15 protein-coding genes are annotated in these 15,964 nt (G+C 38.6%); 10 read left to right on the top strand and 5 right to left on the bottom strand.

From position 1 onward, the window contains the following. Nucleotides 1-154: 154 nt before the first annotated feature. The 5 genes from rpmB to Q1K78_RS00180 all read left to right on the top strand — a co-directional run bounded on the left by rpmB (nucleotide 155) and on the right by Q1K78_RS00180 (nucleotide 4,473). Nucleotides 155-391, top strand: coding sequence for a 50S ribosomal protein L28 (rpmB, locus tag Q1K78_RS00200; protein ID WP_012549069.1), 237 nt, complete (start codon nucleotides 155-157; stop codon nucleotides 389-391). Between the two features lie 13 nt (nucleotides 392-404). Next, on the top strand, nucleotides 405-572 hold the full coding sequence (rpmG, locus tag Q1K78_RS00195; RefSeq protein ID WP_012549068.1) for a 50S ribosomal protein L33: 168 nt from the start codon (nucleotides 405-407) through the stop codon (nucleotides 570-572). Nucleotides 573-1,007: 435 nt separating this feature from the next. Further along, nucleotides 1,008-1,463, top strand: a complete 456-nt coding sequence (locus Q1K78_RS00190; protein ID WP_300173068.1) for a hypothetical protein — start codon at nucleotides 1,008-1,010, stop codon at nucleotides 1,461-1,463. A 149-nt stretch (nucleotides 1,464-1,612) separates the two neighbouring features. Next, nucleotides 1,613-2,467 carry a hypothetical protein gene (locus tag Q1K78_RS00185; RefSeq protein WP_300173065.1) on the top strand — a complete coding sequence of 285 codons (855 nt, stop codon included), beginning with the start codon at nucleotides 1,613-1,615 and terminating at the stop codon, nucleotides 2,465-2,467. Nucleotides 2,468-2,517: 50 nt separating this feature from the next. Beyond that, nucleotides 2,518-4,473 carry an LTA synthase family protein gene (locus tag Q1K78_RS00180; RefSeq protein WP_300173062.1) on the top strand — a complete coding sequence of 652 codons (1,956 nt, stop codon included), beginning with the start codon at nucleotides 2,518-2,520 and terminating at the stop codon, nucleotides 4,471-4,473. A gap of 111 nt (nucleotides 4,474-4,584) precedes the next feature. Here the strand turns inward: Q1K78_RS00180 and Q1K78_RS00175 are convergent, their stop codons facing one another. Next, nucleotides 4,585-6,573: an LTA synthase family protein gene (locus Q1K78_RS00175; protein ID WP_300173059.1), complete on the bottom strand. Its 1,989-nt coding sequence runs from the start codon at nucleotides 6,571-6,573 to the stop codon at nucleotides 4,585-4,587. Between the two features lie 102 nt (nucleotides 6,574-6,675). Between Q1K78_RS00175 and mutM the strand changes: the two genes are divergently transcribed. Further along, a complete protein-coding gene (gene mutM / locus Q1K78_RS00170; protein ID WP_300173056.1) occupies nucleotides 6,676-7,497 on the top strand; it encodes a bifunctional DNA-formamidopyrimidine glycosylase/DNA-(apurinic or apyrimidinic site) lyase in 822 nt (273 codons plus the stop codon). Between the two features lie 10 nt (nucleotides 7,498-7,507). On the opposite strand, the gene coaD is transcribed toward mutM, so the two are convergent. After that, the gene (coaD, locus tag Q1K78_RS00165; protein ID WP_300173053.1) at nucleotides 7,508-7,990 is read right to left on the bottom strand and encodes a pantetheine-phosphate adenylyltransferase; all 483 of its coding nucleotides are present in this window, start codon (nucleotides 7,988-7,990) and stop codon (nucleotides 7,508-7,510) included. Nucleotides 7,991-8,015: 25 nt separating this feature from the next. Between coaD and Q1K78_RS00160 the strand changes: the two genes are divergently transcribed. Then, complete coding sequence (locus Q1K78_RS00160; RefSeq protein ID WP_300173049.1) at nucleotides 8,016-9,062, top strand: glycosyltransferase family 4 protein; 1,047 nt, start codon at nucleotides 8,016-8,018, stop codon at nucleotides 9,060-9,062. 21 nt (nucleotides 9,063-9,083) lie between these two features. Here the strand turns inward: Q1K78_RS00160 and Q1K78_RS00155 are convergent, their stop codons facing one another. Continuing rightward, nucleotides 9,084-9,869: a glycosyltransferase family 2 protein gene (locus Q1K78_RS00155; RefSeq protein WP_300173046.1), complete on the bottom strand. Its 786-nt coding sequence runs from the start codon at nucleotides 9,867-9,869 to the stop codon at nucleotides 9,084-9,086. 9 nt (nucleotides 9,870-9,878) lie between these two features. Then, a complete protein-coding gene (locus tag Q1K78_RS00150; protein ID WP_300173042.1) occupies nucleotides 9,879-10,922 on the bottom strand; it encodes a glycosyltransferase family 9 protein in 1,044 nt (347 codons plus the stop codon). A gap of 354 nt (nucleotides 10,923-11,276) precedes the next feature. Between Q1K78_RS00150 and Q1K78_RS00145 the strand changes: the two genes are divergently transcribed. Beyond that, a complete protein-coding gene (locus tag Q1K78_RS00145) occupies nucleotides 11,277-11,981 on the top strand; it encodes a 3-deoxy-D-manno-octulosonic acid kinase (protein WP_300173039.1) in 705 nt (234 codons plus the stop codon). A gap of 47 nt (nucleotides 11,982-12,028) precedes the next feature. After that, complete coding sequence (locus tag Q1K78_RS00140; RefSeq protein WP_300173497.1) at nucleotides 12,029-13,867, top strand: DUF3413 domain-containing protein; 1,839 nt, start codon at nucleotides 12,029-12,031, stop codon at nucleotides 13,865-13,867. An 81-nt stretch (nucleotides 13,868-13,948) separates the two neighbouring features. On the opposite strand, the gene Q1K78_RS00135 is transcribed toward Q1K78_RS00140, so the two are convergent. After that, nucleotides 13,949-14,998: an acyltransferase gene (locus tag Q1K78_RS00135; RefSeq protein WP_300173036.1), complete on the bottom strand. Its 1,050-nt coding sequence runs from the start codon at nucleotides 14,996-14,998 to the stop codon at nucleotides 13,949-13,951. Nucleotides 14,999-15,276: 278 nt separating this feature from the next. On the opposite strand from Q1K78_RS00135, the gene Q1K78_RS00130 reads away from it, so the two are divergent. Then, on the top strand, nucleotides 15,277-15,957 hold the full coding sequence (locus Q1K78_RS00130) for an acyltransferase (RefSeq protein ID WP_300173033.1): 681 nt from the start codon (nucleotides 15,277-15,279) through the stop codon (nucleotides 15,955-15,957). Nucleotides 15,958-15,964 lie beyond the last annotated feature (7 nt).

Genomic DNA, 15,964 nt, shown 5'->3' with positions numbered 1-15,964 from the left:
TAAAAATGATCCATTAGGGTCTTGAGCAATGCGCATTCAGTTAGTATAATGCGCGACCTTTGATAGCCTTGAATTAGTTATTTCATAATGGAATTCCTAGTGGTTTTTTGCCACCAAGGTGATATCGAGCTGAAACGATTTGGAGAAGACAGCAATGTCCCGAGTATGCCAAGTAACTGGTAAGCGTCCTGCAGTTGGTAACAACCGCTCACACGCAAAAAATGCCACCAAGCGTCGTTTTCTGCCGAACCTACAAACTCATCGTTTCTGGGTAGAAAGCGAAAAACGCTTCGTTAAACTTCGTCTTACCGCTAAAGGTATGCGTATCATTGATAAGAAAGGCATCGATGTCGTTCTTTCTGAAATGCGTGCTCGTGGCGAGAACGTTTAAGAGGATCTAGAAAATGGCTAAAGGCGCACGTGAGAAAATCAAGTTAGTATCAACTGCTAACACTGGTCACTTCTACACAACTGATAAGAACAAGCGTAACATGCCTGGCAAAATGGAGATCAAAAAGTTTGATCCTGTTGTACGTCAGCACGTTCTTTACAAAGAAGCTAAAATCAAGTAATTCGATTACTGATTGCAACTTTGACAATATTAAAAACCCAGCCTTGTTGCTGGGTTTTTTTTTGCGTGGAAAAGCAGGGAAGAGCAGGATTTAGGACGCTGCGCTTTCAGGTTTCAGAGGCATTTACTTCTAGCTCCTCCCCTTTATCGTTATAATTACTTGGTTGATAATGTTAATACAAGGGGAGGGGGTTGTTAGTAGATAGCTAGAGCAAAAATTCAGTTTACTACGCTTGATAACAGCGTATACAAAACAGTTCCCTCCCCTTAATAAGGGGAGGGTTAGGGAGGGGTTATTGTGATGAAGGTTGAATTGAGTCTCTAGTTAGCTTGATTTACTCGCTGTTAATCTTTTACCCTCTTCCAACTTCCCTCTTATTCAGAAGGGGAGGAGTTAAAATCACAGGTTGCTGCTTCTTCTTCATAAGGATATAAAATGAGAAAACCATCACGCCGTAAATACAACAACATGCTAATGCTAGCCGTTTTAGTTTTTATTGGCGTTCTACAAGCCCCACAACTGATCAAAACCTATTTATTGGAACCAGAGCAACCAGTAGAAATGGCGACAGGCGTACAAGCCTTATTTAAAGGTGCTAACGCCATTCAAAAAATGCACTTTGCAGATTATGATGTCGCTTCCGATACGTCAGTTCAAGATACACAATTCATTGAAGGCTGGTTTGTTCTGCAAGGTACAGTACTGAATGAAGAATCAGTGAAAGTACTAAAAACCAAATTACCAGCACCAAGCACGGTAGAAGTATGGCTTGAAGATCAAGAAGAACCGCAACGAATTACCATTTACCAAGCACCTAATTTCTGGATGATGCAGAACTGGCAAGATGAATGGATAGCGGTGAGTGCGGAAGCAGGGTATTTGTTTAGGTAAGAGCAGGATTAAGGACGCTTCGCGCAGAGGTTTCAGGGGCACTTGCTTTTAGCTGCTCCTCGCCATAATTCGTTCACATTTTAGGCCGTTAATATGTTTTAATGCTTGCCTAGGATCTTCATTAATAATATTGAATAAGAGATAAAGTAATGGCTCGAAAGATAGCATTGTTTTTGTGTGTGTTAGTGGCAAGTATCTATGGTTTAAACACCTTTGTAGAAAGTAAACTAGCAAAACTAACCCACGATGATATTTACAACGACTGCCATAAAGTATGGTCAGCTCGCGGGATATACAACAGCAAAGCAGAAGAAAACACTCTGTTAAGCATTGGCCGAGCGGCGGATGCGGGCGCAAAAGGGGTGGAAGTCGATTTCTTCTATTACCCAGAAGATGACCGTTTTTATGTCGATCACGATTTCCTTTCTCGTGATGAGAATGGTGTATTTTTAGATCGCGGTGAAAAACCATTAACACTCGAAACCCTCTTTGCTGAAGAAAGTGAACTACATTACTGGTTAGATTACAAAAACGTCGGCCGAATGAGTGATGCAGAGACACAAAAAGCCATTGCACGATTAACCAAAATCAGCCAAGTGAATAATATTAAAGAGCGTTTATACATTGAAGGCTCAAATCCTCTTGTTTTGGGTGAATACACACGAGCAGGTTTTAAAACTATTTTAGCGATGGATTTATTACCAATGGAAAACCCATTATCAGAATATTTAATCAATCTGTATAAAATGGTGTATTACTTTTCCGATATAAGTGGTGTTGCCAGCCGTCATGGTGCATTAAGCAGCCACAGTTACAATGCAGCAGATACTCATTATGATCCAAGTATTGCTGACCAACTGTCGGGTATTCCATACTTCTTGTTCCATACTCCAGATGATGCAGACACATTGGAAGCATTAGCTAACGATCCAACCGTTCGAGTGATGTTGGTAGGTCGTGATGACAGTATTAACCGTTTTGATTTAAGTGCGTGTGAAAAATAACGAACACAGAAATTTCGTGTGTTTAAAACTCAATTTTAAAGTGTGAATAAATGAATAATATAAAATCTAGGCTAGGGGTTCTTTATCCTATCGTAGCCGCATTTACTGTCTGTTTAGCTATTTTAACCATTTCAAGGTTGCTATTAGTTGTATGGCAATGGGATCGTGTTGCCGATGCCGATGGATTCTTAGACGTAGCCATTAGTGGTTTACGCATCGATATATCCTCTCTTTGTTACCTATTTATTTTGCCAGGTCTGCTTTCCGCCCTCGTATCGAGCGATACCGTAGTAGGAAAAGTGTGGCATGCCATATTAAGAGTGTGGATCACCTTTGGTATCTGGCTTCTTGTTTACATGGAAGCCGCAACAGCGCCGTTTATTCTAGAATACGATTTACGTCCTAACCGTTTATTCATTGAATACTTAATTTACCCTAAAGAAGTCATGAGCATGCTATGGGGTGGCTATAAGCTTGAATTATTCCTTGGTACGGTTGTAAGTATCCTGAGTGTGGTTTTAGGCTGGAAAGCAAGCCGTCATATGGTGTCTAACCTAACGTATCAGAAATGGTATTGGCGTCCAGTGCTAGCACTTGTTGTGGTTGCACTTGGTATCATGGGGGCGCGTTCATCTTTTGGTCACCGTCCGATGAACCCAGCGTTAGTCGCTTTCTCAACCGATCCTTTAGTGAATGATTTAGTGCTTAACTCTTCTTATTCTGTGCTATTTGCTTATAAGCAGATGGGGTCGGAGGCTGATGCATCTAAGTTTTATCCACGTATGGATAGAAAAGAGATCATCTCTGAAGTTAGAAACAGCATGAATGTGGCACCGGAAGATTTTGTATCAGAGACTCAACCGTCAATGGCTTATCATGAAGCGGCAAACCAAGGTAAACAAAAGAACATAGTTATCTTGCTGCTAGAAAGCCACGGTGCACGATACGTCAGTGAATTAGGCGGTCTTGATCTTTCGCCAAACCTAGATAAAGCCATTAATGAAGGTTGGGCATTCACTCGTTTATACGCATCAGGTACTCGTTCTGTGCGTGGTATTGAAGCGGTAACCAGTGGTTTCTCACCAACACCCGCTCGTTCAACGGTTAAGCTTGGTAAGAGTCAAAATGGCTTCTTTACTATCGCTGATTTACTACAAAAAAATGGCTACCACACACAATTTGTTTATGGTGGTGAAAGTCATTTCGATAACATGAAATCGTTCTTCTTGGGGAACGGCTTTACTGACATGCAAGATCTACCAACTTTTGAAAAACCGAAGTTTGTGGGTTCTTGGGGCGCATCAGATGAAGATTTGTATGATCATGCAGATAAGCAGTTCACTCAGCTAGAAAAAGAAGGCAAGCCATTCTTTAGCCTAGTGTTTAGCTCATCAAATCACAGCCCATTTGAATACCCAGACAATACGATTGAACAATATAACGAGCCAAAACAAACGGTAGAAAATGCCGTTAAATATGCCGATTACGCATTAGGTCAGTTTATAGAAAAAGCGAAGAAATCGAATTACTGGAAAGACACGGTGTTTGTTGTTGTTGCTGACCATGATGCAAGAACGTGGGGCAATCAAGTGATCCCAGTTGATCACTTCCGTATCCCTGCGATTATCTTCGGTGATGGCATTGAAGCTCAAAAAGACAACCGCTTAGTAAGCCAGTTAGACCTTGCTCCGACGCTATTGTCATTGGCAGGTATTAGCGCAAAAACGCCAATGCTAGGTCATGATTTAACTCGTGAAATTCCAAAAGAAAAGCAACGAGTAATGATGCAACGAGATAAGACATTTGCATGGATGACAGAAGACAATCAAGTGGTTGTATTCTTACCTGAGCAACCGCTTCAAACCTACAAGTATGATTTTAAGAATGATCACTTAATCAAAAGCGATGTAGATGCAGCGGTAATCAAACGAGCGAATGCTAACGCGTTATGGGGCAGCATGGCTTATCGTGACGGTTATTATAAGCAGTTAGAAAGCTATAAATAACTCGAACCAGAATATAACGTAATAAAAAAAGCCCTTATTCTACAATTAAGTATGAATAAGGGCTTTTTTGTTGTTGATGATAAAGTTTGTTGTTGATGATAAAGAAAGTAATTACTCGCCTTTAAATCCCTTAACTTGAGAGTTAATGAAAAGGGAATACAGCAGGCTGCGGTCTGTTGCTAAATCTGGAGTCGTGTTTTTAACTCCCTTAGTTGATAGTGTTAGCGCTTGTTCATCAGCCCAAGGGTACAGAATATGAGGACTTGAATTACTAAAGGCCCCTTGTTCCGTTATAGTGACATTCCCTCTAAATCCAATAAATGGCTTATTGGTATTAGCGGTTAAAAGGTTACGACCACCTAAAGAGTAATAGTCAACATTAGATAAACTGAATGAATAAAGCGTTGGAAAAATATCTTGATGAGAGCCAATGCGTAGCGGTTCATATTGATAGTTCTTATTCGCTAATATTGTTTTAGGGATATAAAGATAGAAAGGAACCCCATTACCCGTTAATAGGTCTTTTGGCGCATTGATAGCGTAGTCTCTAATACCATGATCTCCGGATGCCGAGATAATCGTATTTTCACCCAAAGGAGAGGCTTTAATATTATTAATGAAAGAGCCTAATGCATTAGCAGCATACTGATAGGTTTCATACACTTTTCTAACTTCTGTTTCTGGTCTTGCCATTTTAGCCAAAGAAGTTGTTGATACTGAAAGTGGTAACACAGAGTAATCACTTGGTACTTGATAAGGCGTGTGATTAGTTTGTGTTTGAATAAACATCATTATTGGTTGTGTTGTATTTTGTAATAACGTTTCAGCAAGTTTGAATGCGTACTCGTCAGGCATTCCCCAAGCCGCTTTATATTTAGAAGACTCAGGAAAAACACGTTCAATGTCTTTTTCACTATAGAACTCATCAACGCCTTGGCGCTCAAAATACGTTTTAATATTACGCCAATTAGGGCTGCCACCCGTAATATAAATAACCTTATAACCTGCCTTTTTATAAGGTAAAAATACAGAGCCAGAAAGTAGTACATTTTGGACTGGACTGTGGCTAATTGAATTGATGTTACTATGATAAAGCATCATAGCAATGCTGTTCATTGTCCCACCAGTGCTCGATAAGAAGCGAGTAAAAACAAAATCGTCTTGAAAGGGTTGGCGTAAAGCACCTAATAGATCATTTGTAGGATAATTGTCTTCGATAAGTATATTTAATCCCATGCCTTCCATCATGGCATAGACAATATTGGGTTTGTTATTCTCTAAGTATTGATTGGATTCTGTACTATGTATAACAGATGTAGTCCCTAATACTTTTTGTACCTGATTTTGATATTCACTTTTAGAGACTGAATGAAATTTAGCAGCACGCTTATGCTCACTGTTTGCCCAGCTTAGCGCAAGGAATCCATTTGGGGTCACCTTGTTTAATACTTCATAATCAGACACGTACGCATGGTATTGTTTTAAAGGAAAAGTGCCGATAGAACCACGGGCAAGTACAAAGTAAACCGCAATAGTGATAACAATAGACAAAGTGGTGATATACCAAGGGCGAGCTGACCATTGCCATTGTGTTGAACGTTGCAGTGCTTTTTTGATAACAACAGTCGTTAATGCAGCGCAAGCCAAACTCGCAATGGCGGACCAAAGGATAGGGTAATCAATCCACATTGATTTTAGTACGGAGACCGTATCGTCTTCTGCCAGACCAAAAATAAACAGATCAAAGTAATTATTGTAGGTTTTAAAGTAATAATAATTAGCAATAGAGACGCCAGCGGCTAAAAAGTAAATAACAAAGCTATAGGTAGGTATCGCCTTAGTAAAGCCTTGATAATAGCGAGAGGCAGACAAACACAACCCAATTAACAGCAGTGGCGCAAAGGCCATGGTAGCCACACGTAAGTCAAAGCGTAAACCGATGATCAATGAGTCTAGATAATCAGAGGGAAGAGTCTGTAAAATAGATAAATCGCCCACTTGAAGTAAAAAGACCTGACGGCCTAAACCCAAGACTACAGTGAATAGAATGACTTGAAGCCAAATTATTCGTATTAATTGGCGAGAATGTTGCTGAAACATGAGACGCTTCCTCTAGATAATCACAAAGACATTTATAATATCGCGAATGATAACATAAGACGCGATGTAACCTCAGAAGCAGATAATTACAAAGGAAAGGTCATGCCAGAATTACCAGAAGTAGAAACCAGCCGCTTAGGGATAACACCGCATCTACAAGGCCAAACAATTAAAGCCATTGTGACTCGTGTAGACAAATTGCGTTGGCCGATACCGACAGAATTACAAAAGCTAGTGGGTCAACGTATCCAATCTATTCGCCGTCGAGCAAAGTATTTATTAATTGATACACCAACTGGCAGCGCAATGATTCACTTGGGCATGTCGGGTAATTTACGTGTACTTGATGAGATGATCCCGGCGGCGAAACATGACCATGTAGATTTAGTATTAGAGAACGGCAAAGTGCTGCGCTACCATGATCCACGCCGATTTGGTTCATGGCTATACTCGGGTGTCGGTGAATCGCACGCACTGCTTGAAAAACTAGGACCAGAGCCTCTAACTGATGAGTTCAATGCGGATTATTTACAAGAAAAAGCAAAAGGCAAAAAAACAGTCACCAAGCAATTTATAATGAATAATGCCGTCGTCGTTGGCGTAGGTAACATTTACGCCAGTGAATCCTTGTTTAATGCTAAAATTCATCCAAAAATGCCAGCTGGTAAATTAAGTGAAGTACAACTGTCTGTATTGGTTGATGAAATAAAAACAGTATTAGAAAAAGCGATAAAACAAGGTGGCACAACACTGAAGGATTTTAATCAGGTTGATGGTAAGCCCGGTTATTTCGTCCAAGAATTAAATGTATATGGCAGAGCAGGCAAAGCGTGTTTATTGTGTGCGACTAAGATACAAGAAGAGAAAATAGGGCAGAGAAATACGTTTTGGTGTGAATGTTGTCAGGTGTTGTCAACCACCTGACAAAAAAGCGTTAATCGACGGTTTTATTTATGATGGCTTGATAAACAACCGTCGGCACAAATTGTTGAACATCTCCCCCATGTAAAGCAACTTCTCTCACAATGGTTGAAGATAAAAATGCATACTCTTCAGAAGGCGTAAGAAACACACTCTCTAATTCAGGCATTAACTTACGATACATACTGGTTAAGCCAAACTCATACTCAAAATCCATGGTTGTTCTTAAACCACGAACCAATAAATTAGCCTGTTTTTGTTTGGCAAAATCAACCATCAAACCAGAGAAACCGTCTACAGAGACATTATCTAGACCTGCGATTGATTTTTTAACTAAGTCAACGCGCTCTTCAAGAGTGAATAAGGTTTTTTTACTCGGACTTGCCGCCACCGCCACAATGATGTGATCAAACATTGCTGCTGAGCGTTTAATTAAATCCAAGTGGCCATTGGTGATGGGGTCAAAAGTGCCCGGATAGATGACGTTAGTTTTCATTTTGTAGTATAGTCATTAATTATGCATGGGTAATATTAATAATTATATGATAAATACAACGATTATACATATAAACTTAGCGTCAGGATTTGGTGGCGGTGAGGTTCAAACCTTAAATCTAATTAAGGAATTATCAGATTATAATCAATTGATAATAACAAAAAATCGATCGCCATTTAGTAATCGAATTAATGAGTTATCCCAAAATCAAGGGAATATATCTCAAGTTAGCATTACAAAAGCCATTAAATTTTGTTGGAAAAATAAAAAAGTCATTATTCATGCTCATGATGGTCGAGGTGCTCATGTTGCTCGATTAATAGGAACCGTAACAAATAAAAAATACGTTATTTCTCGTCGTGTTGATAAGTTATTAAAAGGTAAGTCATCAGAAAAAAGTTATCAAAAGGCCGCCGCAATTGTTGCTGTTAGCGAAAAGGTTGCAGGGAATGTACGTGAGCTAAATGAAAATACTCATGTGATTTACGACAGTTATTCACGATTACCTTATCATCCGAGTATTTTAACAAAGTTAAATTCGTTAGAAGGCAAATTTATTGTTACTCAGTTGGGTAGTTTGTTAGATATAAAAAATATTCCTTTTACGATTGAGCTAGCTAAACGTCTTGAGACCTCTCATCCTTTTATTCATTTCTTAATTGTAGGTGAAGGTAAGGAAGAAGAAAAACTGAAAGAAATGGCGGAAGGGTTAACTAATCTGACTTTTTTTGGTTTTACACCTTATGTTGCGAGTATTTTAAAATTAACGAATCTATTATGTATGCCGTCTAAAAGTGAGGGGTTAGGCTCAGCGATTTTAGAAGCTTATCAGCATAATATTCCAGTTATAGCGTCTAATGTTGGAGGAATGCCTGAGATCGTTATTCATAATGAAACCGGTTATCTAATTGAGCTTAATGATCTTGATACTGCAGAAAAAGACGTTATCACGCTTGCTACGGATAAAGATATTTACCGTAAATTTGTAGAAAATATAAGTCAAAATAAAATGAAATATAGCCCAGAACACATGGCTCAGAGCTATATTAAATGCTATCGACATATTCTCTAAATCGATAGAGAAACGATAGAATTATTGTTTGTTTTTTTCTTGATAAGCGCGTAGCCATAAATCAGCATAGCGATTAAATGTGGCACTCGCGCTTAATGTCGCAAGCAATAGGCCATGTCTGCCATCCAAAAAGCCACGTTTTAAAATATACATACGAATAAAGCAGAAAAAGCCATGGAAAAAAGCCCCACCTAACGAGCTTTTCTTTTTGCCTTCTCGTTGGTCAACCCAAGATTTAATGTATATTACGCTTTTTTCATTGTATTGCTGTAATGCATCGTAAGTAAAATGCAATAAGCGGCCATTTAATGACGCTATTTGGATATGTTTTGGAACAGAGACACTTTCATGAACTAAAGAGTCATTGTATTGCATATCCGTAGTTTTATATAAACGTACCACCCAATCTGGCGACCAGCCAGAATGCTTAATAAACTTACCAAACGCAGAGCTTAGGCGATTTATTTTATAAGCCACATTCGGTTTATTCGCTTTCACCGCCGCTAAGATATCGTCTTTTAATTCAGGCGTAATACGCTCATCCGCATCTAACCAAAGTACATAATCAGCCGTTACGTATTGTTGTGCTAATTGGCGCTGCTTGCCAAATCCCGGCCATTCATTATTAACAAAAAATTTATCAGTAAACTGGTGTGCAATGCTTTCAGTTTCATCGGTGCTGCCTGAGTCGAGAATGACGATTTCATCAACCCAACCTTGTACTGTTTCTAAACAGGCTTGCAAATGTTTTGCTTCATTTTTAACGATAAGCGCGACAGCTAACGTTGGCGTAGACGAGTGGCTCATGAATTATCCTTATTGATGGCGTAAGCGTAGAAAGGTCTCAGTAACCATATCAAGCGTAATATCTTGCATTATATGATCCCCTTTAACACGCGTGCTCCATTTTAAATCATCAATGGGTTTGTTTTGCTGTTGGGTAACATGGTGTTCATACACACTAACCACATAAGGTAAGCTGTTATAAGGCCCAGTTCGTTTTGGATTACTGTGACCATACAACCCAATAACGGGCGTGTTTTGTGTTGTCGCAATATGAGCTGGCCCTGAGTCTGGTGCAATCACAACTTGTGCTTTATTTAATATCGCCGTTAACTGTTTTAACGAGGTTTTACCAATTAAATTAATGATAGGTAACTGCGTTAAAGATTCAATATGTTCACCAAGTTGTTTTTCACGATCACTTGGAGACCCACATAATACCACTTGGTAACCCTGTTCATTTAACCAATCCGCCAGTTGAGCATAGCGCTCGGTTAGCCAATTACGCTCATCTTTACTTGCGGCAGGAGAAATTACAACATACGGATTTTCTGAGGGAATATGTGAATTCACAAACGCAAAATCATCGTTAGATAAAGGGATGTTCCATGTTGGTTCACTTTTAGGTACACCAAGATATTCAACAAAAGAGTAGAAACTATCTAATACATGAGCCGACGCGGTATCTTCAATTTTTCGATTAGTAAAAAGCCATTGGCCTTCTTTCGCACGTTTGCGATTAAAACCGACCTTATATTTAGCGTTGATACCAGCGGTTAACACACTTGCTCGTAGGGCTAATTGCATATGTACTAAGGCATCAAATTTTTGATCCTTTAATAGAGTCCAAATCGCTTTCATGCCTTTGAATCCCAATTTTTTATCAAAAGGGATCACTGTGATACCAGGTAGATCATGGATAAGTTGCGCTTCTATTTTTCCGACAATCCAAGTAATTTTGGTACTTGGCCACTCTTTTTGAATTGCCTGAACGGCGGCAATTGCATGGCAAACATCACCAATGGCAGATAAGCGCAAAATACAGAGAGAGCTAGGGGCAGAAGTGAATAAAGCCATAGAGATGTTAACCCAAAAAGAATAAGGTAGAATTATGCTATTAACGGTGATAAATGTAAAATGGCTGAGTGAGAAAGAGACTAGAAACTATACGCTGCGCTAACTAGAGACTATAAGATCAGAATTTAGATCGCTGCGCTTGCAGAGTTTAGAGGCATTTGCTTCTAGCTCCTCCCCTTTATCGACATAGCTACTTGGCTATAAATGTTGATATAAGGGGAGGTTGGGAGGGGTTGCTAGTGAATGACTAGAAACTATAAGAATACTTAGCTTTTGCCCTTATAGTTTCTAGAAGCGAAGCGTTCTAGTTAGCGCAGCGTATAGTCTCTAATTATTTAATATTGGAGTCTTTGTGTGAAAAAAATTCAAACCCAAAAGCAAACCATTTGGTATGACGACTCAATCCTGAGCGAATCACCAGAGCAGTGCTGTGATCCAGATTTCTGGCAACAGCAAAATAAAGTAATCGGTTCAGCTCAAGGGCGAGGAACAACATGGTTTGTCGCGCTTAATAAGATGGATGCCGCATTACGTCATTATCGTCGTGGTGGCTTATTTGGCAAAATAGTTAAAGACCACTATATATTTACAGGGTGGGAAAAAACACGCAGCTATCAAGAGTTTCAATTATTGAATACCTTAATAAAAGCGGGTGTAAATGTCCCTAAACCTATTGCAGCGAGAGCAACCAAACGAACGTTTTGCTATCAAGCTGATTTATTAAGTCAAAAAATTCCGAACGCACAAGATCTTGTTTCTATTTTGCAAGAAAAGTCATTATCAAAAGAGATATATCAAAAGATAGGCGCTGAGATTGATAAGATGCACACAGCACAAGTCAATCATACCGACTTAAATATACATAACATTTTGATTGATGATAACGACAAAGTTTGGATTATCGATTTTGATAAATGCCATCAACAAGAAGGTCGCGATTGGAAAAAAAGCAACTTATCCCGTTTGAATCGCTCTTTTCATAAAGAAGTAAACAAAAGACAGATAAAGTGGTCGGAAGATGAGTGGCAACACCTGATTTCGGGCTACAACACCATTTAACCCTTTTTTATTCACCCATTACAGCTGGATTCATTATTTTGAATACATTGACATTAAAACAAAAACTTCATAGCCATGGTTGGTTTATTTTAATCAACAGCCTTATCGCTATGGCCATTGCCACACGTTATTTTGCTTTCTTGCCAGAGATCCCAACCGATTTACTTGGTTTTAGTTTTATAACGTCAGGCACCTTTAGCCAAATGGTTTTACTGGCCAGTATTATTGGCTTAATCGCATTACCCGCTATTTTTATTAAGAATGCAAAAGCACGTAATGGCATTCAAGCGTTTGTAGCGTCATTAGGTATCGCGGTACTATTTATAGATACCCTAGTGTTTGCTCAATACCGATTCCATATTAATGCGGTTGTGCTTGAGTTAGTGCTATCAGGCCAAGTCGTCAGTTTCCCATTAATCACTTGGGTCACCGTTATTGGTGGCGTTATTGCCTTAGTTGTTGGTCAATATCTATTGGTTTCATGGCTAGAAAAACCAGCAGCAATAACACAACATAAATTGGGTCGTAAATTTGCCATCATTACCTTTTTTGCGTTATTAGCGACGCACGGTATTCATATTTGGGCTGCCGCTAATGCATATCAACCCGTAACAACAGTAAAGCGTTATTTACCTGTCTTTTATCCTGCTACCTCAACAAGCATGATGAAAAAATACGGTTGGGTTAATGAAGAAGCGATTGCTCGTCAAGATGCGATGAAATTAAATCGTAAGAGTGATTTAAATTATCCGCTAGCGCCATTACAAAAAGAAGCGGTTGAGAAGCCACTTAACATCATGATCTTAGCGGTAGATTCATGGCGTGCAGATACCTTTAATGCAGAAAATACCCCAAACATGTGGAAATACGCACAAGAGGGGATGATCTTCAATAATCACATAGCAACGGGTAACGCGACCCGTACCGGCATCTTTGGGTTATTTTATGGTATCCCAGGTACGTATTGGCATGGATTTCTAGCAAACCAAAAATCACCCGTGTTGATTGACCGTCTGCAAGAGCTTAATTATGAGATGGGTATTTTTACCGCCGCTCAACTTGAGAAGCCGGAATTTAACCAGACCGTATTTAAAAACATTCCTAATCTACGCATTAAATCGGAAGGTAACTCGCCATCAGCGCTAGATAAAGACTTAACTAAAGATTGGTTAGCGTGGTACAGCAAGCGTGATACCTCAAAACCTGCGTTTTCATTCTTATTTTACGATGCACCGCATGGTTATGATTTCCCGAAAGATTACCCACACCGTTATGAGCCAATGCTAGATAATATTAACTATTTAGAATTGAATAATGACAGTGATCCAACGTTATTCTTTAATCGCTATAAAACCAGTGTTCACTTTGTTGATAGCGTAGCAAAACAAGTACTCGATAAATTAAAAGAGACAGGTGATTTAGATAATACAGTCGTGATTATTACAGGTGATCACGGTCAAGAAATAAATGATAACCGCATGAATTTCTGGGGACATAACAGCAACTTTACCGATGCCCAAGTCAATGTGCCTTTTATTATAATTGCACCGAAAGTAAACAATAAAACAATAGATTGGACAGCAGATGAATTAACCAGTCATCAAGATGTAGTTCCAACCTTGATGAAAAATTACTTAGGCGTAACTAATGACATAAAAGATTATTCAGTGGGTGAAGATTTACTGGGTAAGCATGTAGATCGCAATTGGATCATGTCGTCTAACTACAGCGGTTATGCGATTATCGATAAAGAATCAATTTTAGAGATTGGTGCAACAGGCCAATACCAATTGCTTGATAAGAAAAATCGACCACTGAAAGATGCTGAGTTGAATTATCAGCACCTTCAAGAAGCGCTAGATCAGATTAGTCGATTTAGTAAGTAACCCATAAACAATCCCCTCTTTTATTCATATCATATAAAAGAGGGGAAGCAACATGCCACTAGATTTTTTAATGGTGAGTTTTCAGGCTTTTTTCTTTAGTTGTTTGTCTCTTAATGATGTTAACCCTAGTTTCATTTTTTTACTTAATGGCTTCTCTAGATAGTGAGCAATAATAAAGGCCAAGAGCAACATACTCATCAATACCACGCCAAGTTTACTAAGCGATGATGCCGAGTCAGGCAATAAATTAAAGAAGACAATCCCCACATTTTGATGAACTAAATAAAGAGGATAAGTCATTGCACCACCAACCACCGTAATTTTGGCGAACATTGGATTAGGCTGCCATGATGAGGTATAAAGCACGATGGCCGCAAAGAGACAATAAGCCATAAAAATAATAGCCATCGCCGTTGATTGAGATAAATCCCCTTTTGTGTAGTCATAAGCTTGATATAACGAGCAACACAGGGCAATAGATAAAGGCACAAGGCGTTTTAGCGCAAGGCCATGCTTATAAATGTAATAAAAATAAGCACCAGAAATAAAATAAGATCCCCAATATAACAATTTAGATGGGTTTTCTTTTGTCGCAAGAGAAAATGCACACACCAAAAGCCACAAGTTCAAAAAAACAGGCAGTTTATCGAGTTTTTTTAGCCAGATAAATACACCAATCAATAGATAAAAACGCAACTCAATCGTTAACGTCCAATACACACCATCAAGATGAGACTGTGAAAATTGACGGTGCAATAAGGTTAAGTTAGCAAGGTATTGAGCAATAGAAACCTCATATTTATCATTGGCTATCAATAACGCAGAAATCGCAGTGATTGATGCGCATATCCACAGTGCTGGATAAATACGAGTAACGCGAGAAGTAAAAAATGACCAAGTAGATGCCCCTTCTGCACTCATCAAAATCACAAATCCACTTATCATAAAGAAGATCTCAACGCCAAAATAGCCATATTGAAATGGCGTGAGCCAAATCGGTAATGTATCTTGATTAAGCAATGGAATATAATGATAAAGAACCACTGCAATCGCGGCGATAACTCTAAGCCAGTCAAGAGCATACAATCGGTTACTAATATAAGGTTTCTGAGCGGTGTTTAAGTTATGCATAGTAAGGCTATATAGCGAGTAGAAGATATAATGATATCGGCATTTCTGGTGAAAACTTAAACGAACACAGGCGATACTTGAAGAAGAAATAATTACTTAGGCGCAACCCATGACATTAAAGATTATTCAGTAGATGAGAGTTTACTTGGCAAGTATATAGACCACTGAAAGATGCTTATTTGAATTTTCAGCACCTTCAAGAAGCGCTAGATCAAATTAGTTGATTTAGTAAATAAACGAATAAATAAAAGTAATTATTATTAATTTAAGAGAATATTATGAATATAAAAAAGATCACACGTATCTATCATTTTATACGTTGCATACCAAAAACAATATTATTTAACTTTAACTACTTCCCTTTTAAGCAAGCGATAAAAATCCCAGTGATTATCAGTCATCGCACAGCATTTATATCTCTAAAGGGCAAGGTCTACATACCTAAAGATGCCAAGTCAGCTAAAATAAAACTGGGTTTTGGAAGAGTGCAAATCGCAGATAATAAATATTCTAGATTTATTTGGAACGTAGAAAAATCAGGTGTTATCACATTTGGTAAAAATGTACGGATAGGGACAGGATCGCGTTTAGATGTTTCTGGAGATCTGGAATTTAAAGATAATTGCAATTTTTCAGGTGAATCTACAATTATTTGTAAAAAGAAAATTTTGTTTGGCGAATCGTGCCTAGTATCTTGGCAAACATTATTTATGGATAGTGATTTACATAAAATAACAAATGAAAAATCGGAACAAACTAATAGCGATAAAACTATTCACATAGCCGATCATGTTTGGATTGGTGCAAGAGCCTCCGTAATGAAAGGGGTAGAAATCGGAGAAAACTCTGTAATTGCAAACAGTTCTGTGGTGGTAAAATCATTTGATGGAAATAGTGTTGTTGGTGGAAATCCGGCTAGTTTAATTACTAGTTTTAAAGGAAAGAAATTCCACCATTAAATGCTAT

The sequence above is a fragment of the uncultured Aliivibrio sp. genome (assembly GCF_946479765.1).
Classification (GTDB): Bacteria; Pseudomonadota; Gammaproteobacteria; order Enterobacterales; family Vibrionaceae; genus Aliivibrio.
The sequence above is the reverse complement of the archived record's forward strand: the minus strand, read 5'-3'. Positions and strand labels throughout refer to the sequence as shown.

Excerpts from the sequence above, each read along its gene's own strand:
- Q1K78_RS00130 (WP_300173033.1), top strand. The coding sequence starts at position 15,277 with ATGAATATAAAAAAGATCACACGTATCTATCATTTTATACGTTGCATA.
- rpmG (WP_012549068.1), top strand. The coding sequence starts at position 405 with ATGGCTAAAGGCGCACGTGAGAAAATCAAGTTAGTATCAACTGCTAAC.
- Q1K78_RS00175 (WP_300173059.1), bottom strand. The coding sequence starts at position 6,573 with ATGTTTCAGCAACATTCTCGCCAATTAATACGAATAATTTGGCTTCAA.
- Q1K78_RS00190 (WP_300173068.1), top strand. The coding sequence starts at position 1,008 with ATGAGAAAACCATCACGCCGTAAATACAACAACATGCTAATGCTAGCC.
- Q1K78_RS00160 (WP_300173049.1), top strand. The coding sequence starts at position 8,016 with ATGGGTAATATTAATAATTATATGATAAATACAACGATTATACATATA.
- coaD (WP_300173053.1), bottom strand. The coding sequence starts at position 7,990 with ATGAAAACTAACGTCATCTATCCGGGCACTTTTGACCCCATCACCAAT.
- Q1K78_RS00135 (WP_300173036.1), bottom strand. The coding sequence starts at position 14,998 with ATGCATAACTTAAACACCGCTCAGAAACCTTATATTAGTAACCGATTG.
- Q1K78_RS00150 (WP_300173042.1), bottom strand. The coding sequence starts at position 10,922 with ATGGCTTTATTCACTTCTGCCCCTAGCTCTCTCTGTATTTTGCGCTTA.
- Q1K78_RS00180 (WP_300173062.1), top strand. The coding sequence starts at position 2,518 with ATGAATAATATAAAATCTAGGCTAGGGGTTCTTTATCCTATCGTAGCC.
- mutM (WP_300173056.1), top strand. The coding sequence starts at position 6,676 with ATGCCAGAATTACCAGAAGTAGAAACCAGCCGCTTAGGGATAACACCG.
- Q1K78_RS00155 (WP_300173046.1), bottom strand. The coding sequence starts at position 9,869 with ATGAGCCACTCGTCTACGCCAACGTTAGCTGTCGCGCTTATCGTTAAA.
- rpmB (WP_012549069.1), top strand. The coding sequence starts at position 155 with ATGTCCCGAGTATGCCAAGTAACTGGTAAGCGTCCTGCAGTTGGTAAC.
- Q1K78_RS00185 (WP_300173065.1), top strand. The coding sequence starts at position 1,613 with ATGGCTCGAAAGATAGCATTGTTTTTGTGTGTGTTAGTGGCAAGTATC.